Origin of the sequence: Psychrobacillus sp. INOP01, from assembly GCF_018140925.1 — a bacterium.
GTDB lineage: Bacteria > Bacillota > Bacilli > Bacillales_A > Planococcaceae > Psychrobacillus.
The window spans coordinates 343,915-361,916 of record NZ_CP073315.1 but is presented as its reverse complement, the minus strand read 5'-3'; the positions used below and the strand labels follow the sequence as shown (position 1 = coordinate 361,916).

The window sequence follows — 18,002 nt, the reverse complement described above, 5'->3', positions numbered from 1 at the left end:
AATGAGGTGAACCCGATATGAACAAGGGACAACGACATATTCGCATAAGGGATATTATTGCAAAACACGAAATTGAAACACAGGATGATTTAGTCGATTTTCTAAAAAATGCGGGATATAATGTCACTCAGGCTACTGTTTCGAGAGATATTAAAGAACTTCATTTAGTTAAAGTTCCATTGCCTAATGGTAATTATAAATATAGTTTACCTGCTGACCAACGCTTTAATCCTACACAAAAACTGCGAAGAGCATTGTCTGATGCATTCGTTAGTATTGATGGAGCAAGTTACTTTTTAGTGATGAAAACGTTACCTGGTAATGCCCACGCAATAGGTTCTTTAATTGATTACTTAGATTGGTCAGAGATTTTAGGAACTATTTGTGGAGACGATACTTGTTTAATCCTATGTAGGCAGGAACAAGATAGTCAAGTTATCAAAAATCGCTTACTCGAAATGCTTTAAAGTGAGGTGAAAACAGTTGTTGAAGGAACTAACGATAAAAAACTTTGCCATTATTGATGAATTGACCGTCAGTTTTGAAGAAGGGCTTACTGTGCTTACTGGAGAAACTGGAGCAGGAAAGTCTATTATTATTGATGCTGTACATTTGTTATGTGGTGGGAGAGGCTCACATGAATTCATTAGACATGAAGCTAAAAAAGCCGAATTAGAAGGCTTATTTATTATTTCTAATCCCGGGCATGGTGTTGTTAAAAAGCTGGCAGACGTTGGTATTGATATTGAAGACGAATCTATTATTTTAAGAAGAGATATTAACCAGTCAGGTAAAAGTGTCTGTAGAGTAAATGGGAAACTTGTAACAATTGGTATTTTAAGAGAAATTGGTGCTTCTTTAATAGATATTCATGGGCAGCACGAGAGTCAAGAATTGATGGACGATAAAGCCCATATCCATTTGTTGGATCAATTTGCTGGAGAAAATCTAAAAGAAGTGAAAGAATCCTATCAAGAACTTTATAAACAATATAAAAAGTGGAAAAAAGAACTCGATAAACTATCGGAGAACGAACAACAGATTGCACATAAGATTGACTTGTATACGTTCCAAGTAGAAGAAATAGCCGATTCGAATCTAGTTATAGGTGAAGAGGATCAATTACAGGAACAGAAAAAGAAATTACAAAATTTCCATAAGGTCTTCGACAAAATGAGTAATGCCTATGATGCTATTTTGACCGAATCCAAAGGTCTAGATTATATAGGTACAGCAATGGCTGATCTTCAGGATATAGCAGATGTTGATAAAAATATGCAGGAACTTAGCGAAAACGTGTCTTCAGCTTTTTACATATTGCAAGATGCAGCATATCAGTTAAAAAATGAGTTAGATGAGATGGAATTTGATAACAATCAACTTCAAATCGTGGACGAGCGTTTAGCAACTATCCAAACCTTAAAACGAAAATATGGTTCATCAATTGAAGAAATTTTACAATACAAAGATCAAATTCAATACAGCTTAGATCAGTTGGTAAATCGTGATGAGCAAATTCAAAAAATGACAGAAAAAATACGTCAAATTGAAATTGATTTAGAATTAGAGGCTATTGATTTAACGGATAAACGTAAAAACGCTGCAAAATTATTAAGCGTTGCCATCATGGAGCAATTACAAGAATTATATATGGAAAAGGCTACTTTTTCGGTTATGTTTCATGAAACAGTTAAACCAGTCTATAATGAAAATGGGTTAGACGACTTGTCTTTTTATATTTCAACGAATGTAGGCGAACCTCTGAAGGCATTAACTAAAATTGCTTCGGGTGGAGAGTTATCACGTATGATGCTTGCACTTAAAAGTATTTTCTCTAAGCATCAAGGCATTACATCCATTATTTTTGATGAAGTTGATACTGGAGTAAGTGGACGCGTTGCCCAATCAATAGCAGAAAAAATTTCAGGGATTGCCTCGAACTCGCAAGTGCTTTGTATATCTCATTTACCACAAGTTGCAGCGATGGCGGATCAACATTTAATGATTAAAAAAGAGGTCAGTGGTAATCGAACTTTTACTGTATTAGAAGAAGTACAAAATGATAAACGAGCAGAAGAACTAAGTCGGATGATGTCTGGTGCTGAAATTACAAGCACAACGTTACAGCATTCGAAAGAACTTTTAAAATTAGCGGAAAATCGCAAAAAAATTATAAGAAATCTGTGAAGACCTTGCAATTAGAGGTCTTTTTTTTTATCAATTATTTACCTTTCATAGGCGACATTTTGTAGGACATAGTATCAATATAGGGAGGTGAAATATGAAGAAAAACTATCGGAAATGGTCGCTAATGCCACTACTCTTCTTTACTCTATTCTTCGCGAACAATTCAGCTTTTGCAGAGCAAACTTCAGTGGTTCCACTCGGGCAGTCTATTCAAATTGATTTACAGTATGGTTCCGTTTTTGTAAGTAGTGATGTTTTACTTTCGGATGACGAATGGCTGCGAACAGGTGATGCGATTCATCTTATCAACGATCAGCCTGTGACAAATCTTATGGACGTAAAAAGTCATATAAAAGATAGTACACAAATTATTATCCAGTATGAGCATAAAAAAGAAAAGTATACGAAAAGTATCAGTCCAACTCAAATGGTGAAATTACTTCCTTTTTTGAAAGACGCAACAGAAGGTATTGGCACTTTGACTTATTTTGATCCGATTACGAAAGAATTTGGTGCATTAGGTCACCAAATAGTGGACCAACAGTCTGGAATTACTCCGAACTTCTCGGAAGGTTCCATATATTTATCCTCAATTGAGCAGATAAAGAAAAGTACGCCGGGAAAACCTGGCTATAAAATAACATCCCATCAATCAAATACATTACCAATTGGTGGTGTAAATGAAAATAATGTATACGGTGTTTTCGGAAAATTGGACAATAGTGCGTTAGAAAATATATCCTTGCAACAGGTGGAAATTGTAGATCAAGAAGATATAATGACAGGCAAAGCAGTTATGCGAACCTCAATCGATGGTCAAAAGGTACAGGATTTCTCAATAGAAATTTCTTCAGTAGAAGGTCATATATTTCAATTTACAGTAACCGATAAGAAGCTCATTCAAAAAACAGGCGGTATCTTACAAGGCATGAGTGGAAGTCCAATCATACAAAAAGATAAACTAATCGGAGTCGTTACTCATATGTATGTAGATAAACCAGAAAATGGTGCAGGGTTAGCAATAACCGAAATGATGAAAAAGAATCCTAAATGAATTAGAAAAATTAGGTATACCAAAGCTTATTTCTAGCGTTTTCAGAAGGCTTTGGACAGACTTGTTATCGATTGATTTTTTATGAGAGGCTGGTCGTGACTGATGTCATGATCAGCCTCTCTTTTCTCGAAAATATTAAGACGTTTATTTAAGTACAACACCTTTGATTGAAGAGTAAGGTGGCGAACCCAGCGAGTTCAAAAAGACAGATGAGACATCGCAAACGCCTAGCAGTGATGGCTTTAAATTGCGGAACATGTCTGCCCCAACAGAAATCAGCAGTATTATTTATTTGTTAAAGTATCATGAACCAGTGTTCAGTATATTTATGAAAGCATCTGAAACGACTCGTGATGCATGCGCGAGACAGTTGTTTAAAAACGTACTTTCTGTTTTGACAAAAAATAGACCATTTTTAGGACTATCCTTTTTACTCAATTAGGTATAATATGGTATAAAGATTATTCGACATTAATGTTGCAATATTCGAAAATTTGTCGCAATATAACGAAAATGTATTATAAAAGCCTTATTTTTAATAAGATTGAAGGATTTAAGAAAATTAAAGAGAATAGTACCTAAGTGAAAAAATACAAAAGGTGGATGAGAAAATGGAAAAGATAAAAATTGCAATTGTGGATGATAACAAAGATTTAATTCGTACAATGGGATCTTACTTCGATCAGCACCCGGAAATTGAAATAATTGGCACAGCAGTAAATGGGAAACTTTGTTTGGAACTTTTGGATAATATTCAACCAGATGTATTACTACTCGACATAATTATGCCGCATTTAGATGGAATTGCTGTTTTAGATAATCTACAAAAAGACAATAAACTTAAGGATATCCAAGTAATTATGTTGACTGCCTTTGGACAAGAGGATGTTATGAAACAAGCAGTAGATTTAGGTGCATCCTATTTTATGCTAAAGCCTTTTGAGTTTGAACGCTTAGTAACTCAAATCAAACAAGTAGCAGGCAAAAAAGGTTTTGTTCAAGAGGAACCTGTTAAAGCTAATCCCGAAAAAGAAGCATTGCAAAATAAGCGGATGATTGACAATACAATAACAAATGTTATTAAAGAGATTGGCGTTCCTGCTCATATTAAAGGATACTCTTACCTGCGTGAGGCTATTCAAATGGTTTATAGCGATATTGAATTGCTAGGTTCAATTACGAAAGTTTTATATCCAGAAATAGCTAAAAAATTTCAAACGACACCATCCCGTGTAGAACGAGCAATTCGACATGCTATCGAGGTAGCATGGAATCGCGGAAACTATGAAACTATTTCTAAATTGTTTGGATACACAGTACATCACTTAAAATCAAAACCTACTAATAGCGAATTCATCGCAATGATCGCCGACAAAATTCGTATGGAGAATATGGCTAGTTAATCGTTGATATTACTGAACTTATAATAAATATAAAACCAACATTTTATAGAATCTTAACTAGATACAATTTTCAAGACCTATAAACTATTACTAGCAAAACCAACGAGTTTTTTGATTCGCTGGTTTTTTTATGTCCAATAAAGTGAAGAAATAATAAACCAACAGAATTAGAATATGTCTGGGAAAAAGCTTGTTCTTTCAGAAGCACTTATAGAAACAAGGATATTTTAGACTGATAAGGTTTATGAGGGTAGTTACTTTGTACCCTTTATAGTAGGTCTAGTGCAAGACTAAATATCTGTTTAATATCAAGTTAAACTAGTTAATAATAATAACGATTAGGTATTAATAGCGATATTTTTCGCAAAAACAAAATTTTTATCACACTATTTTTAATAGTGAGTATAATAAATGATGAGAGGAAGTGTTTAGAGTTATGTTAATCATTGAGAATGATGAAATAATGCTTTCTGCCGAAAATGGACGAGTATTTATGACTATTAAAAGCGATCATTATAATCTAAAAAAAGTGGATGAGTTAACTAGAAATCATCCAAGACTGAAAATTTCTAATTTCATGGCTGTAAAAAAAGCTGTAGAAAGTGGTTCACATGATCCTATTGAATTAGGTACCTGGATAGACAGTATGGAGTTAGAAATAAGCAGTGATAAAATGCAAGCGTTACTTACTATTTACGAATCCCCGAACTTTATACAAGAGAACATAGAAAGTCTTCAAATGAATATACAAAAACTACTTCAAGACAATCAAATTGTATTTGGTCACCAGCCATTAGACTTACCCGCGATTAAAACAGGTAAATCATACATAATTGCAGAGGGACTACCACCTCAAAAAGGTGCCGATGCTAAAATTTCTTATTTGCAACAAGCGGAAAAGACACCAGTGATCAATGAAGATGGTAAAGCAGATTACTTTGACATGAACTTCCTCGTAGAGATTAATGAGGGATCTTGGCTTGGCGAAAAAATTCCTGCTCAGCAAGGTGTGGCAGGTAAGAATATTTTTGGCGAAATGGTACCTCCAATAATGGGGGATGATTTTCCTTTAAAATATGATAATAAATCTGCATATGAAGTGGAAGAGGAAGGGAAAACGGTTCTTCGTTCAAAAACAAAAGGAGTAATTGGAGAAGTTAATGGAATACTTACGGTCCAAAAGCATCTTATCATCGACGGTGATGTTGGATTGGAGACGGGAAATATAAAATTTGACGGTTCTATCCAAGTTAGAGGAACTGTAATGGCTGGATACTCAATAGTAGCTTCAGGTGATATTTCTATTGAATCGAACGAAGGTGTTCATGCGGCTGAACTTATAAAATCGACCGAAGGAGATGTGTTCATTAAAGGTGGTATTTTCGGCAGAGGGGTCACAGCGATTGAGGCACATCATAATATATTTGTTAAGCACGCAAATGAATGTTCGCTAGAGGCAAAAGACGATATTCACATTGGGTTTTATTCATTGGGAGCTACAATTTTCTGTGATAAACTGGTTCTAGATGAGCGCAAAGGGAAAATTATTGGTGGTAAGGCTATTGCCATCAATTCAATTACTACTGCGTATACGGGTAACAAGTCAGAAAGAAAAACGGAATTGATTGTCCAAGGAATAGATCGGAAAATCTTAACAGAAAATGCCAAAACAAAAGCACAAGAAATGATGAAGTTACAGGAAGAAACAACAAAGATTAATTTTAGTTTGAGTCAATTAAGTCAATTTAAAAACTCAATGTCTGTACAACAAGTAGCTATATATGAGCAAACGAAGCAAAAACATAATGAAATTCAGCGTGAGGTTAAAGAGTTAGATGAGGAGATTCAACGTATTTTGAAAATGTTAAGACAAACGTCAGATTATTTTATCCAAATTACAAGAGAAGCAAATCCAGGAACTATTATTCAAATTGGAAACAAGTCCTCCTATCTAACGAAACAAACCCAAGGGAAATTTAAATTGGAAAATGGGGAGTTAAATGTCTAATATACCTGTGTATGCTCATCGTGGTGCAGCATTCAAAACAGTAGAAAATTCCATGAAAGCGTTTAAAAGAGCTGTGAAGCTAGGTGTAGATGGAATTGAACTAGATCTACAGCTTTCTGCAGATGGCGTGCCTTTTGTTACTCATGATATCGATTTTTTTCGACTAGCGGGAAATAAAAGAAGAATTACGGATATGCTTGCAGAGGAAGTTCTGCAGTTAAAGCTTGGAAGAGTGTTTTACCGCAAGTTTTTATATACTAGAGTAGTGACCTTTGATGAATTCATCCATTTTGTGACCCCTTTAGGGATAAAATTAAATATCGAATTGAAGGAATCCTTTCTTGGTAAAACTGAAAAAATTAGAGAAGTTGTAGAAAAAGCATCAAACATTTCAGATGTCCACTTTTCTTCCTTTGAATTTAGCGTGCTAGAAACCATACATGCTATGGAAAGAGAAGTCCAAACAGCATTTATTGGCAAAAAAAACTCTGATTGGGATTATGTATTGTCTATTAAAGAAATAGATGCAATTCACTTCAACAAAAAATTTTATGATACTGATTTGATGAAGAAAGTTTGGGATGCTGGTTATCCTATGCGCTTTTATAACATAAAAGGTAACGAAAAATATATTCAAAATCCGCATGAATCTGTGATTGGATGGATCACTGATTATCCCGAAAAAGTAATACAACAACAAAAAAGACGCTGACTTTTATAAGTCTACGTCTTTTTTCTTTTGAAATCGTGGAGCTACTTTCCCATTTTTACGATCCCGGTTCAATAAGAAACCTGCAAAGAAGCCTAATCCTAGAACCGTAAATATTAATCCGCTTATAAATTGTATGGCCAAGCCACCAATAGGGAGGATTTGCAATCCGAAAAATGTATCTCTCATTAATTTAATCCCAAATGCTGCTAAAATTCCAGGAATTAATAACACGATTAAAGCCGCTAAACGAGCCATTTTTTTCACTCCTGTTCTTACTAATTTAATTTTACTATCAACAATATGATTGTCAACGAAAGAAACTTGCGTTATGATAAATGAGAAGTGCAATAAGTTGCAGATGATTAATGGGGGTGTGCATATTCTTGCAAAATATTCTTATAGTAGGCGCTGGTAATGGAGGATATGCACTTCTGAAGTTGATACAACAGGCTGAATACCTTCAAGTAAAAGCCATTGTAGACATTGATGAAAAAGCTCCCGGGTTAAAACTTGCAAAAGAGATCAATATTCCTACATATAAAGATTGGAAGCCTCTCCTTAATGGAGATATTCAGATCATCATTGATGTTACGGGAAACCAAGAGGTATTTCATGAGCTTCTTGCAAATAGACCTGCCACTGCGGTATTAATACCGGGCGAAATTGCCAACTTAATTGTTTCACTTTTAGAAGAAAAAAATAAGTATATACACATTATTGATCACAAAACGATTATGCAGGAGTTAATCTTCAATTCAGTTGAAGAAGGTATGATTGGGATTGATGATCAAGGTATCGTGAATCTATTCAACAAAAGTGCAGAAAAAATGACCCAAATATCCGTGGAAAATGCCATGGGAAAACATGTACATGAGGTTATCTCATTAAGCGAATTACCGAGAGTGTTCGATACGGGGCGTGTCGAACTAAACAAAGAACTGATTCTTGAAAGCGGTACCAAAATTGTCACCTCGCGTTATCCAATGATTAATGAAGATGGAAAACAGGTCGGTGCATTTGCAGTTTTTAAGGATATTTCGGAAGTAGTTCGACTAGCTGAAGAAATTACAAACCTAACAGAAATACAAAAAATGCTTGAGGCTATTATTTATTCAAGTGATGATGCAATTTCCGTTGTGGATGAAGAAGGTAAAGGCATACTTATTAACCCAGCCTACACAAGAATAACTGGATTTAGTGAAGCCGAAGTAATTGGGCAACCTGCGACAGCGGATATTTCCGAAGGGGAAAGTATCCACTTAAAAGTGTTGCAAACTCGCAAGCCTATTCGTGGTGTTAATCTAAGAGTAGGGAAACTGAAAAAAGATGTTATCGTCAATGTCGCGCCTATCATCGTTAACCAACAGCTAAAAGGTAGTGTCGGAGTTATACACGATATGACTGAGATGCGAGGGTTAATGAAAGAATTAGATCATGCTCGTACGCTAATCAGAACGTTAGGAGCAACTTATAGCTTTGAAGACATCGTCGGTACATCTAACGAAATAAACTTCACAATTGAGCAAGCTAAGCTAGCAGCAAGCGTTTCAGTAACGGTTCTTTTAAGGGGAGAGGTCGGTGCTGGAAAAGACTTATTTGCTCTTGCTATACACAGCGAAAGTAATCGATCGAGTTATCCGTTTCTTCGTGTAAACTGTAGCTCAGTGGAAGAGCATTTGCTAGAAACAGAGTTATTTGGATCAGAAAAAGATGGGTTTATACAACCTGGAATTTTTGAACAAGCTACAAATGGAACCATTTTCTTGGATGAAGTTGGGGAACTTACGAAAAAGACACAGGCAAAGCTGCTACGTGTTCTTAGAGAAAATGCAATCATTCGGGTAGAAGGAACGACGTCTATACCTGTAGATGCGAGAATCATCGCATCGAGTAGTTTGAACCTCGAAAAAGCAATGCTTGAAGGTACTTTTAGAGAAGACTTTTATTATCAATTGAATCGAATGCCAATACATATTCCTTCCTTACGCAATCGTAAGCAGGATATTCCGGCAATAGCTGAGCATTTACTTGTGAGATTAAATCAAGAATTTGGCCGAAATATAGAAGGATTTTCAGAAGAAGCAATGGAGAGTTTACTTCTATATGATTGGCCAGGGAATGTTCGGGAGCTTGAAAATGTCATAAGTCGTTCTATGATTTTTTTACAGCCAAATGATCGAATACTAGAAGAGGATCATCTACCGAAATCAATGCTAGTATTACCAAGTGAGGACAAGGGAGAGACTTCACTTGGCACGTTAGCAGAACAAATGGATGAAATGGAAAAGAAGGTATTGGCACAAGCATTAAAAGTTTCTGGGGGAAATAAATCACGAACCGCCAAACAACTTAACATTTCACTCCGCACTTTATATTACAAGTTAGAAAAATATCATTTAGCATAAATGGGAGTCACTTCAAACAATAGGGGTATTGAATATATAAGTAAGGCCCATTTAACTACTAGGAGGAACTACACATGGAAATTTTTAAATATATGGAAACTTATGATTACGAACAATTAGTATTCTGCCAGGACAAAACTTCAGGTTTAAAAGCGATAATAGCAATTCATGATACAACTTTAGGTCCAGCACTTGGTGGGACACGTATGTGGAATTATGCGACTGAAGAAGAAGCGATTGAGGATGCATTACGTCTTGCAAAAGGTATGACTTATAAAAATGCAGCAGCAGGTCTAAATCTTGGTGGCGGTAAAACCGTAATTATTGGAGATCCATTAAAGGATAAAAATGAAGAAATGTTCCGTGCTTTTGGTCGTTTCATCCAAGGGTTAAATGGTCGTTATATTACAGCTGAGGACGTTGGAACAACTGTCGCGGATATGGACTTAATACATGAAGAAACTAACTATGTGACTGGAATTTCCGAAGCATTTGGTTCTTCAGGGAATCCGTCACCGGTTACAGCTTACGGTGTTTACGTTGGGATGAAAGCAGCTGCTAAGGAAGCATTTGGCTCTGATTCTTTAGAAGGTAAAACAGTAGCTGTACAAGGTGTAGGAAATGTAGCGTATACACTTTGCGAATACCTACACAAAGAAGGAGCTAAACTAATCGTTGCAGATATTAACCAAGCATCTGTTGACCGTGCAGTAAATGCTTTTGGAGCAGTTCAGGTTGATGTAAACGATATTTATTCACAAGAAGCAGATATTTTTGCGCCATGTGCTTTAGGTGCGATTATTAATGATAATACAATTCCACAACTAAAAGCGAAAGTAATTGCTGGTTCAGCAAACAACCAATTACGTGATACAACACATGGGGATGTAATCCATGAAATGGGCATTGTCTATGCACCGGATTATGTTATTAACTCAGGTGGCGTTATTAATGTAGCTGACGAATTGTATGGCTATAATGCGGAGCGTGCGATGAAACGTGTAGCTACTATTTATGATAAAATTGAACGTATTTTTGAAATTTCAAAACGTGATGGTGTTCCATCATATGTTGCTGCTGACCGTTTGGCGGAAGAACGTATTGCACGAGTAAGTAAATCTCGTAGTCAATTCCTACAAAATGGCAAACATATCTTAAACGGACGTTAATACAACAACTAATTTCATCTATTGAACTAAGTGGCCGTCTTTCTTTTAAAGTAAAGCGGCCTTCTTAGATGGAAATTAAAGGAGATGGTAAAGTTGGCAAAAGATTATGATGTAGTAATTATCGGTGGCGGTACTGGCGGTTATGTTGCTGCTATACGCTCGGCTCAACTTGGATTAAAAACAGCAATCGTTGAAAAAGGAAATTTAGGTGGTACTTGCTTACATAAAGGTTGTATTCCTAGTAAGGCGTTACTTCGTAGTGCTGAAGTGTATGCAACTACTAAAAATCATGCTGCGGACTTTGGTGTAAATACTGGAGAGGTAACACTCGACTTTAGTCGAGTACAGGCACGTAAAGAATCTATCGTCAACCAATTACATCAAGGTGTGCAAGGCTTGATGAAAAAAGGTAAAATAGATGTTTATGAAGGTACTGGAAGAATGTTAGGACCTTCTATTTTTTCACCCTCTCCAGGTGGTACTATATCTGTAGAGATGAACAATGGTGAAGAAAATGAAATGATAATCCCTAAAAATGTAGTTATTGCTACTGGATCTAGACCACGCACTTTACCTGGTTTAACGATTGACGGAGAATTTGTCATGAGCTCCGATGAAGCCCTAGCAATGACAGAGTTACCAAAATCAATTCTAATCGTAGGTGGCGGAGTTATTGGAATTGAATGGGCATCTATGCTTAATGATTTTGGAGTAGAGGTAACAGTGGTCGAATATGCAGATCGTATTATACCAACAGAAGACAAGGATATCTCGAAAGAAATGCAAAAGCTGCTAGCTAAAAAGGGTGTAACATTTGTAACAAGTGCAAAAGTACTCCCAGAAACACTAGAAACAAAAGAAAAAGAAGTGAAAATTTCTGCAGAAATAAATGGTGAAACGAAAGCCTTCACAGCAGAAAAGATGTTAGTTTCTGTTGGCAGACAAGCAAATGTAGAAGGTATAGGCATTGAAAATACAGATATCGTTGTAGAAAAAGGATTTATCCAAGTGTCAGAGACATTCCAAACAAAAGAATCTCACATATATGCAATTGGAGATGTAATCGGTGGACTTCAACTAGCACATGTAGCTAGTCATGAAGGGATTACTGCGATCGAACATATTGCTGGTAACGAAATCTCACCAATTGACTATACATTAGTTTCACGTTGCATTTATTCGAATCCTGAAAGCTCAAGCGTTGGTATAACGGAACAACAAGCAAAGGATAAAGGATTTGATGTAAAGGTTGGTAAATTCTCATTTAAAGCGATTGGAAAAGCACTTGTTTACGGTGAATCAGATGGATTTGTGAAAATTGTTGCAGATAAACAGACAAATGATATTCTAGGGGTTCATATGATTGGACCACACGTAACCGATATGATTTCAGAAGCTGGTTTAGCAATGGTTCTTGACGCAACACCTTGGGAAATTGCACATACGATTCACCCACACCCTACACTAAGTGAAGTAATGGGTGAAGCAGCACTAGCTGTAGATGGCAAAGCTATTCATATGTAGAAAAGCGCATGCACCCACTTAAGCCTCAAAAAGTGCCGGAAGACATGGATAAAGGCACATTTTTCCTTTATTCACATGTCTCAAGCGACTCAGGCGGGCTGGGAGCTGGAGCTAAACACATGCTGAGTAAGAAGCAATTTGCTTGTATTTTAATAGAGGGGGAGTTCTAGATGACAACAAATCGTCATGAAGAATTAGGTTTAACAAATGAAGATGTGCTAACAATATTTGAAACGATGCTAATGGCACGCCGTATCGATGAACGTATGTGGTTATTAAACCGTGCTGGGAAAATTCCTTTTGTTATTTCTTGTCAAGGTCAAGAAGCCGCACAAGTGGGAGCAGCTTTTGCACTTGATAATACAAAAGATTATATTGCACCTTATTACCGTGATATGGGTGTTGTTTTACACTTCGGAATGACTGCCAAAGATTTAATGCTTTCGGCTTTTGCAAAAGCAGAAGATCCAAACTCTGGTGGTCGTCAAATGCCAGGACATTTTGGTCAAAAGAAAAATAGAATCCTAACTGGTTCTTCACCTGTTACAACTCAGCTACCACATGCTGTGGGAGTAGCTTTAGCTGCGAAAATTGAGAAAAAAGATTTCATTACCTTTGTAACGCTTGGAGAGGGTTCCTCTAACCAAGGGGATTTCCATGAAGGGCTAAACTTTGCAGGAGTTCACGAATTACCATGTATTACAATGGTTGAAAACAATAATTATGCTATTTCTGTACCGTTTGAGCGTCAGGTTGCGAGTAAAACGGTTGCAGAACGTGCTTCCAGTTATGGCATGCCTGGTGTGACTGTAGACGGGAAAGATCCTATCGAAGTTTACCGAGTGGTGAAGGAAGCTGCGGATCGTGCACGTAATGGTGGTGGCCCAAGCTTAATAGAAGCAGTAACATATCGACTAACTGCCCACTCTTCTGATGACGATGACAGACAATACCGTACAGCAGAAGATATTGCAGAAGGTAAAGCGTTAGATCCACTTATTACATTCGCAAAATATTTGCGTGATTTAGATATTTTATCTACAGATTTAGAAAAAGAGATTAATGATCGTATTATGAAGGAAGTAAATGAAGCAACGGACTATGCAGAAAATGCTCCATATGCTGCACCTGAAGATGCTTTGAAGCACGTCTACGCAGAAAAACAAGAAGGGGGGAACGCATAATGGCAATCATGTCTTATATTGATGCAATCACACTTGCAATGAAAGAAGAAATGACTCGTGATGAACGCGTTTTCGTACTTGGAGAGGATGTAGGTCGTAAGGGTGGAGTATTCAAAGCGACAAACGGTCTCTATGATGAATTTGGAGAATATCGTGTGCTAGATACACCTCTTGCAGAATCTGCTATAGCTGGAGTTGGAATTGGTGCTGCTATGTATGGGCTACGTCCAATTGCAGAAATGCAGTTTGCTGATTTTATCATGCCTGCGGTAAACCAAATTATTTCCGAAGCATCACGTATTCGTTATCGTTCTAACAATGATTGGACTTGTCCAATCGTTTTCCGGGCTCCATTTGGTGGAGGAATACACGGAGCACTTTATCATTCTCAATCTGTAGAAGCAATTTTTGCTAACCAGCCTGGTTTGAAAATCGTTATTCCATCTACACCATACGATGCTAAAGGTCTGTTAAAAGCAGCAATTCGCGATGAAGATCCTGTTATGTTCTTTGAGCATAAACGTGCTTATCGTCTTATTAAAGGGGAAGTTCCCGAAGAAGATTATACAATTGAAATCGGTAAAGCAGATGTGAAGCGTGAAGGCGAAGATATTACGGTTATTACGTACGGTCTTGCTGTCCATTTTGCGCTACAGGCTGCAGAACGCTTAGAAAAAGACGGTATTTCTGCACATATTCTAGATTTACGTACAATTTATCCTTTAGATAAAGAAGGTATTATAGAAGCTGCTTCTAAAACAGGTAAAGTTCTGCTAGTAACAGAAGATAACAAAGAAGGTAGTATTATCGGAGAAGTTGCTGCCATCATCGCAGAAAACTGCTTATTTGACCTAGATGCACCGATTATGCGTCTTGCTGGTCCTGATATTCCTGCTATGCCATATGCACCAACGATGGAAAAATTCTTCATGATCAATCCAGATAAAGTCGAAAAAGCGATGCGCGAGCTAGCAGAATACTAATCGGGAGGAGGAAAACGAATGGCAATCGAACAAATAAAAATGCCTCAGTTAGGGGAAAGTGTAACTGAAGGAACTATAGAAAAATGGTTAGTAAAACCAGGCGATCACGTAAACAAATACGATGCTCTAGCTGAAGTTAACACGGACAAAGTAACTGCTGAAGTCCCATCCTCTTTTACAGGAATTATTAAAGAATTGGTCGCAAACGAAGGAGACACACTTGCTGTGGGTGAAATCGTTTGTACAATAGAAACAGAAGGTGGAGTTTCTGAGGAAATAGTCCAGGTAAAAGAGGCTGCTCCTGAAGAGCCAACTGCTGAAACTGTTAAACCTGCGGAAGTACAAAAGCATGCTGCACCTGTAGAACGTGAAAAAGGTTCTAAAGCACGCTATTCACCTGCAGTGTTAAAAATTTCACAAGAACATGGTATCGATCTTTCTCTTGTTACTGGTACAGGTAACGAAGGACGTATAACTCGTAAGGATTTACTGAAGATTGTTGAGAGTGGAGAAATTCCGGTAGCAAAAGTTGAACAGGAAGCTGTTCCTACACCATCGCCGGCCACACCTTCTTCAGCTCCTACGCCGAAAACTGCAGCTCCTAATGTTCCGGTGGCGGTTGGAGATATCGAAATTCCTGTGACTGGTGTGCGTAAAGCAATCGCAGCAAATATGCTACGCAGCAAACACGAAGCTCCTCACGCATGGACAATGATTGAAGTAGATGTTACGAGCATGGTTCAATACCGTGACTCTATCAAAAATGAATTCAAACAAAAAGAAGGATTTAATGTTACCTACTTCGCTTTCTTCGTGAAAGCTGTATCGCAAGCATTAAAAGAATTCCCAATGATGAATTCAATGTGGGCTGGGGACAAAATCGTTCAGAAAAAAGACATTAATATTTCTATTGCAGTAGCGACAGAAGATGCGCTTTACGTTCCAGTTATTAAAAATGCGGACGAAAAAACGATTAAAGGTATTGGTCGTGAAGTAAATGAACTTGCTGCAAAAGTCCGTTCTGGCAAGTTAAAATCAGACGAAATGCAAGGTGGTACATTCACTGTAAACAACACTGGATCATTCGGTTCTATTCAGTCTATGGGAATTATCAATTATCCTCAAGCAGCTATTTTACAAGTAGAATCTATCGTGAAACGTCCTGTCATTATGGATGGTGGAATGATTGCTGCGCGTGATATGGTAAACTTATGTCTGTCATTAGACCACCGTGTATTAGATGGCTTAGTTGCCGGTCGTTTCTTAGCGCGTGTGAAAGAAATTCTTGAGAACATAACGAAAGAAAATACATCTGTTTATTAATAAAACACGAAAGAAGGTAGGGCATTCTTGCTCTACCTTCTTTCGTGTTTACTGGTAATACTAAATACATATGTAATAGAGATAAACCTAATTTTTGTCTAAAAGAAGAAGTAGATAACTTCCTGCACAAAGAAAAATTGTCACTTCAGTTAACAAAAACATTGAAAATTCAAGTGAAGTTAGTTTTCCTTCTCTCTTAGTTTTTTTAAAATGTCTATAATAATAGATTGAACATAACAGTAGTAATAGTGCTGATATTTGGAATATATTTTCTAACAGACTAACCAAAAAATCATCTCCTCATGGTGAGAATGAGCTGTTAAGATTTTATGTCCCTACTAAAATAAAAAGAAGTGGAATACTAAAAGTCGCCTTGACAATTCCTATATATACTTAATCTTTTTTTACTATTATCAAGTCCCTTTCGTTTACTTTTTATTTTTTATTAGATAGCATTTGAAAAGAGAAGTATTTAACGAACATTTGTAGAAGGGAAGATATATAGATGAAATTAAGTGTATTAGATCAAGCGCCAATCACAACTGGCAATACAGCAGCAGGAGCATTAAAAAAAGCAGAAGAATTGGCTATTTTAGCAGATGAACTAGGATTTCACCGTATGTGGATGGCCGAGCATCATGGAACCGATGCATTCGCAAGCTCTGCACCAGAAGTAATTGCAGCTCACTTAGCAGCAAAAACGAAAAATTTACGTATCGGCACTGGTGGCGTGATGATGATGCACTATTCACCGCTAAAGCTCGCAGAAGTATTTAAAACACTAAGTGCGTTTTCTCCAGGGCGTATCGACTTCGGTGTAGGACGCGCTCCAGGTGGGGATAATCACGCGATGTACGCCCTTTCAGAAGGTCGACCTCCTATGGTCAATAATATGTATGAAAAATTAGCGATTGCTTTACAACTAATAAACGACGAAATTCCAGAAGAAAGCCTATACAACAGAACGATTGCCACACCTTCCAAAATTGTTTTGCCAGAAGCCTGGTTACTTGGTTCTACTGGTAATAGTGCTGTGCAAGCAGGAAGAATGGGGCTCGGATATTCCTTCGCGCAATTTTTCCAGGGTGGTATGACTCCTGCAATTTTAGAGACGTATCGCAAAAACTTTACACCTTCACCTTTAATGGAGAAGCCGGAGATTAATGTTACTTACTTAGTAACAGTGGCAGAAACAAATGAAGAAGCTGAGTTTGAAGCATTACCGCAGGACATCTCTCGTTTGTCTCTTATGAAAGGGCAAATTCGTCCATTGATGACACCAGAGGAAGCACAAAATTACCCACTGACGGAAATGGACCGAATGATGATTGAAGAAAATCGTAAAATTCATCTAGTCGGTTCTGCTAAAGAAGTGGCTGAGACTTTACAGGAAGAGCAAGATAATTATGGTTTCGATGAAGTAATGATTTGTAGTATTCCGCATTCGCAAGAAAAACGGTTAAACGTCTATCGTTTACTCGCAAAAGAATTGATGTAATTTGTTATTGGGCGCACTTGTCATGGGTGCGCCTTTATTGTAGCCATTTATTCCCTCTTGAAAAAAGAACAAATGTTCGATATGATAAGTGAAAAAGAAAGAACGTGATAACATGGCTAACTTTGAAGAAGATTGGAACCAATTGGATTTATCTCAATTACAGGATCGTGGTTCAAAAAAGTGGGTAGCAATGATGTTGCCTGAACATGTGAAAATGCTTCGTGAGTATAGTGAGGAGATAAAAAAAGAGCCTCGCCCAGATTTAAATGAGTTTGACTATGAAGCTATTCAGGATCAAATTGCACTCGCAATGAAACGAAACGTCGAAATCAAAATAAAACGGTGGAAAGAGGGAGAGTTTATCTATAACCGCGGTACGATACAATGGATTGATTTGAGGAAGCGAACAATCGAACTAGAAGACCCTTTTCGCTCATTCGAACTATATATTGATGAAATAGTAGACGTCACCATATTGGAATAGCAATTACCAACAGCATCATCCCTTCAAAGTGGATGATGTTTTTATGTATGAATTAAAAAAGAAGGATT

At 37.1% G+C, this 18,002-nt stretch carries 15 protein-coding genes; 14 read left to right on the top strand and 1 reads right to left on the bottom strand.

What is annotated here, in order from left to right; translation table 11 throughout:
- Positions 1 to 17: 17 nt before the first annotated feature.
- The 6 genes from ahrC to KD050_RS01830 all read left to right on the top strand — a co-directional run bounded on the left by ahrC (position 18) and on the right by KD050_RS01830 (position 7,364).
- Positions 18 to 467 (top strand): transcriptional regulator AhrC/ArgR, encoded by a 450-nt coding sequence (ahrC, locus tag KD050_RS01855; protein ID WP_211894583.1) that lies wholly within the window; start codon positions 18 to 20, stop codon positions 465 to 467.
- Between the two features lie 16 nt (positions 468 to 483).
- A complete protein-coding gene (gene recN / locus KD050_RS01850) occupies positions 484 to 2,187 on the top strand; it encodes a DNA repair protein RecN (RefSeq protein WP_211894582.1) in 1,704 nt (567 codons plus the stop codon).
- 94 nt (positions 2,188 to 2,281) lie between these two features.
- Entirely contained in the window at positions 2,282 to 3,241 is a 960-nt protein-coding gene (locus tag KD050_RS01845; RefSeq protein ID WP_211894581.1) for a SpoIVB peptidase S55 domain-containing protein, read from the top strand.
- A 611-nt stretch (positions 3,242 to 3,852) separates the two neighbouring features.
- Positions 3,853 to 4,644 carry a sporulation transcription factor Spo0A gene (spo0A, locus tag KD050_RS01840; RefSeq protein ID WP_211894580.1) on the top strand — a complete coding sequence of 264 codons (792 nt, stop codon included), beginning with the start codon at positions 3,853 to 3,855 and terminating at the stop codon, positions 4,642 to 4,644.
- Between the two features lie 436 nt (positions 4,645 to 5,080).
- Complete coding sequence (locus KD050_RS01835; protein ID WP_211894579.1) at positions 5,081 to 6,652, top strand: flagellar assembly protein A; 1,572 nt, start codon at positions 5,081 to 5,083, stop codon at positions 6,650 to 6,652.
- On the top strand, positions 6,645 to 7,364 hold the full coding sequence (locus tag KD050_RS01830) for a glycerophosphodiester phosphodiesterase (protein ID WP_211894578.1): 720 nt from the start codon (positions 6,645 to 6,647) through the stop codon (positions 7,362 to 7,364). The genes KD050_RS01835 and KD050_RS01830 overlap by 8 nt, the downstream gene beginning before the upstream one ends.
- Before the next feature lie 3 nt (positions 7,365 to 7,367).
- On the opposite strand, the gene KD050_RS01825 is transcribed toward KD050_RS01830, so the two are convergent.
- Positions 7,368 to 7,619: a DUF2627 domain-containing protein gene (locus KD050_RS01825; RefSeq protein WP_211894577.1), complete on the bottom strand. Its 252-nt coding sequence runs from the start codon at positions 7,617 to 7,619 to the stop codon at positions 7,368 to 7,370.
- 128 nt (positions 7,620 to 7,747) lie between these two features.
- Between KD050_RS01825 and KD050_RS01820 the strand changes: the two genes are divergently transcribed.
- The 8 genes from KD050_RS01820 to KD050_RS01785 all read left to right on the top strand — a co-directional run bounded on the left by KD050_RS01820 (position 7,748) and on the right by KD050_RS01785 (position 17,934).
- Positions 7,748 to 9,769, top strand: coding sequence for a sigma 54-interacting transcriptional regulator (locus KD050_RS01820; protein ID WP_211894576.1), 2,022 nt, complete (start codon positions 7,748 to 7,750; stop codon positions 9,767 to 9,769).
- 74 nt (positions 9,770 to 9,843) lie between these two features.
- Positions 9,844 to 10,938, top strand: coding sequence for a branched-chain amino acid dehydrogenase (gene bcd, locus KD050_RS01815; protein WP_211894575.1), 1,095 nt, complete (start codon positions 9,844 to 9,846; stop codon positions 10,936 to 10,938).
- A gap of 93 nt (positions 10,939 to 11,031) precedes the next feature.
- Positions 11,032 to 12,462 carry a dihydrolipoyl dehydrogenase gene (lpdA, locus tag KD050_RS01810; RefSeq protein WP_211894574.1) on the top strand — a complete coding sequence of 477 codons (1,431 nt, stop codon included), beginning with the start codon at positions 11,032 to 11,034 and terminating at the stop codon, positions 12,460 to 12,462.
- Between the two features lie 170 nt (positions 12,463 to 12,632).
- Positions 12,633 to 13,646: a thiamine pyrophosphate-dependent dehydrogenase E1 component subunit alpha gene (locus KD050_RS01805; RefSeq protein WP_211894573.1), complete on the top strand. Its 1,014-nt coding sequence runs from the start codon at positions 12,633 to 12,635 to the stop codon at positions 13,644 to 13,646.
- Positions 13,646 to 14,629, top strand: a complete 984-nt coding sequence (locus KD050_RS01800) for an alpha-ketoacid dehydrogenase subunit beta (protein ID WP_090563651.1) — start codon at positions 13,646 to 13,648, stop codon at positions 14,627 to 14,629. The genes KD050_RS01805 and KD050_RS01800 overlap by 1 nt, the downstream gene beginning before the upstream one ends.
- Positions 14,630 to 14,647: 18 nt before the next feature.
- Entirely contained in the window at positions 14,648 to 15,952 is a 1,305-nt protein-coding gene (locus KD050_RS01795; protein WP_211894572.1) for a dihydrolipoamide acetyltransferase family protein, read from the top strand.
- A 505-nt stretch (positions 15,953 to 16,457) separates the two neighbouring features.
- Positions 16,458 to 17,450: an LLM class flavin-dependent oxidoreductase gene (locus KD050_RS01790; RefSeq protein ID WP_211894571.1), complete on the top strand. Its 993-nt coding sequence runs from the start codon at positions 16,458 to 16,460 to the stop codon at positions 17,448 to 17,450.
- Between the two features lie 112 nt (positions 17,451 to 17,562).
- The gene (locus tag KD050_RS01785; RefSeq protein WP_211894570.1) at positions 17,563 to 17,934 is read left to right on the top strand and encodes a YolD-like family protein; all 372 of its coding nucleotides are present in this window, start codon (positions 17,563 to 17,565) and stop codon (positions 17,932 to 17,934) included.
- Positions 17,935 to 18,002 lie beyond the last annotated feature (68 nt).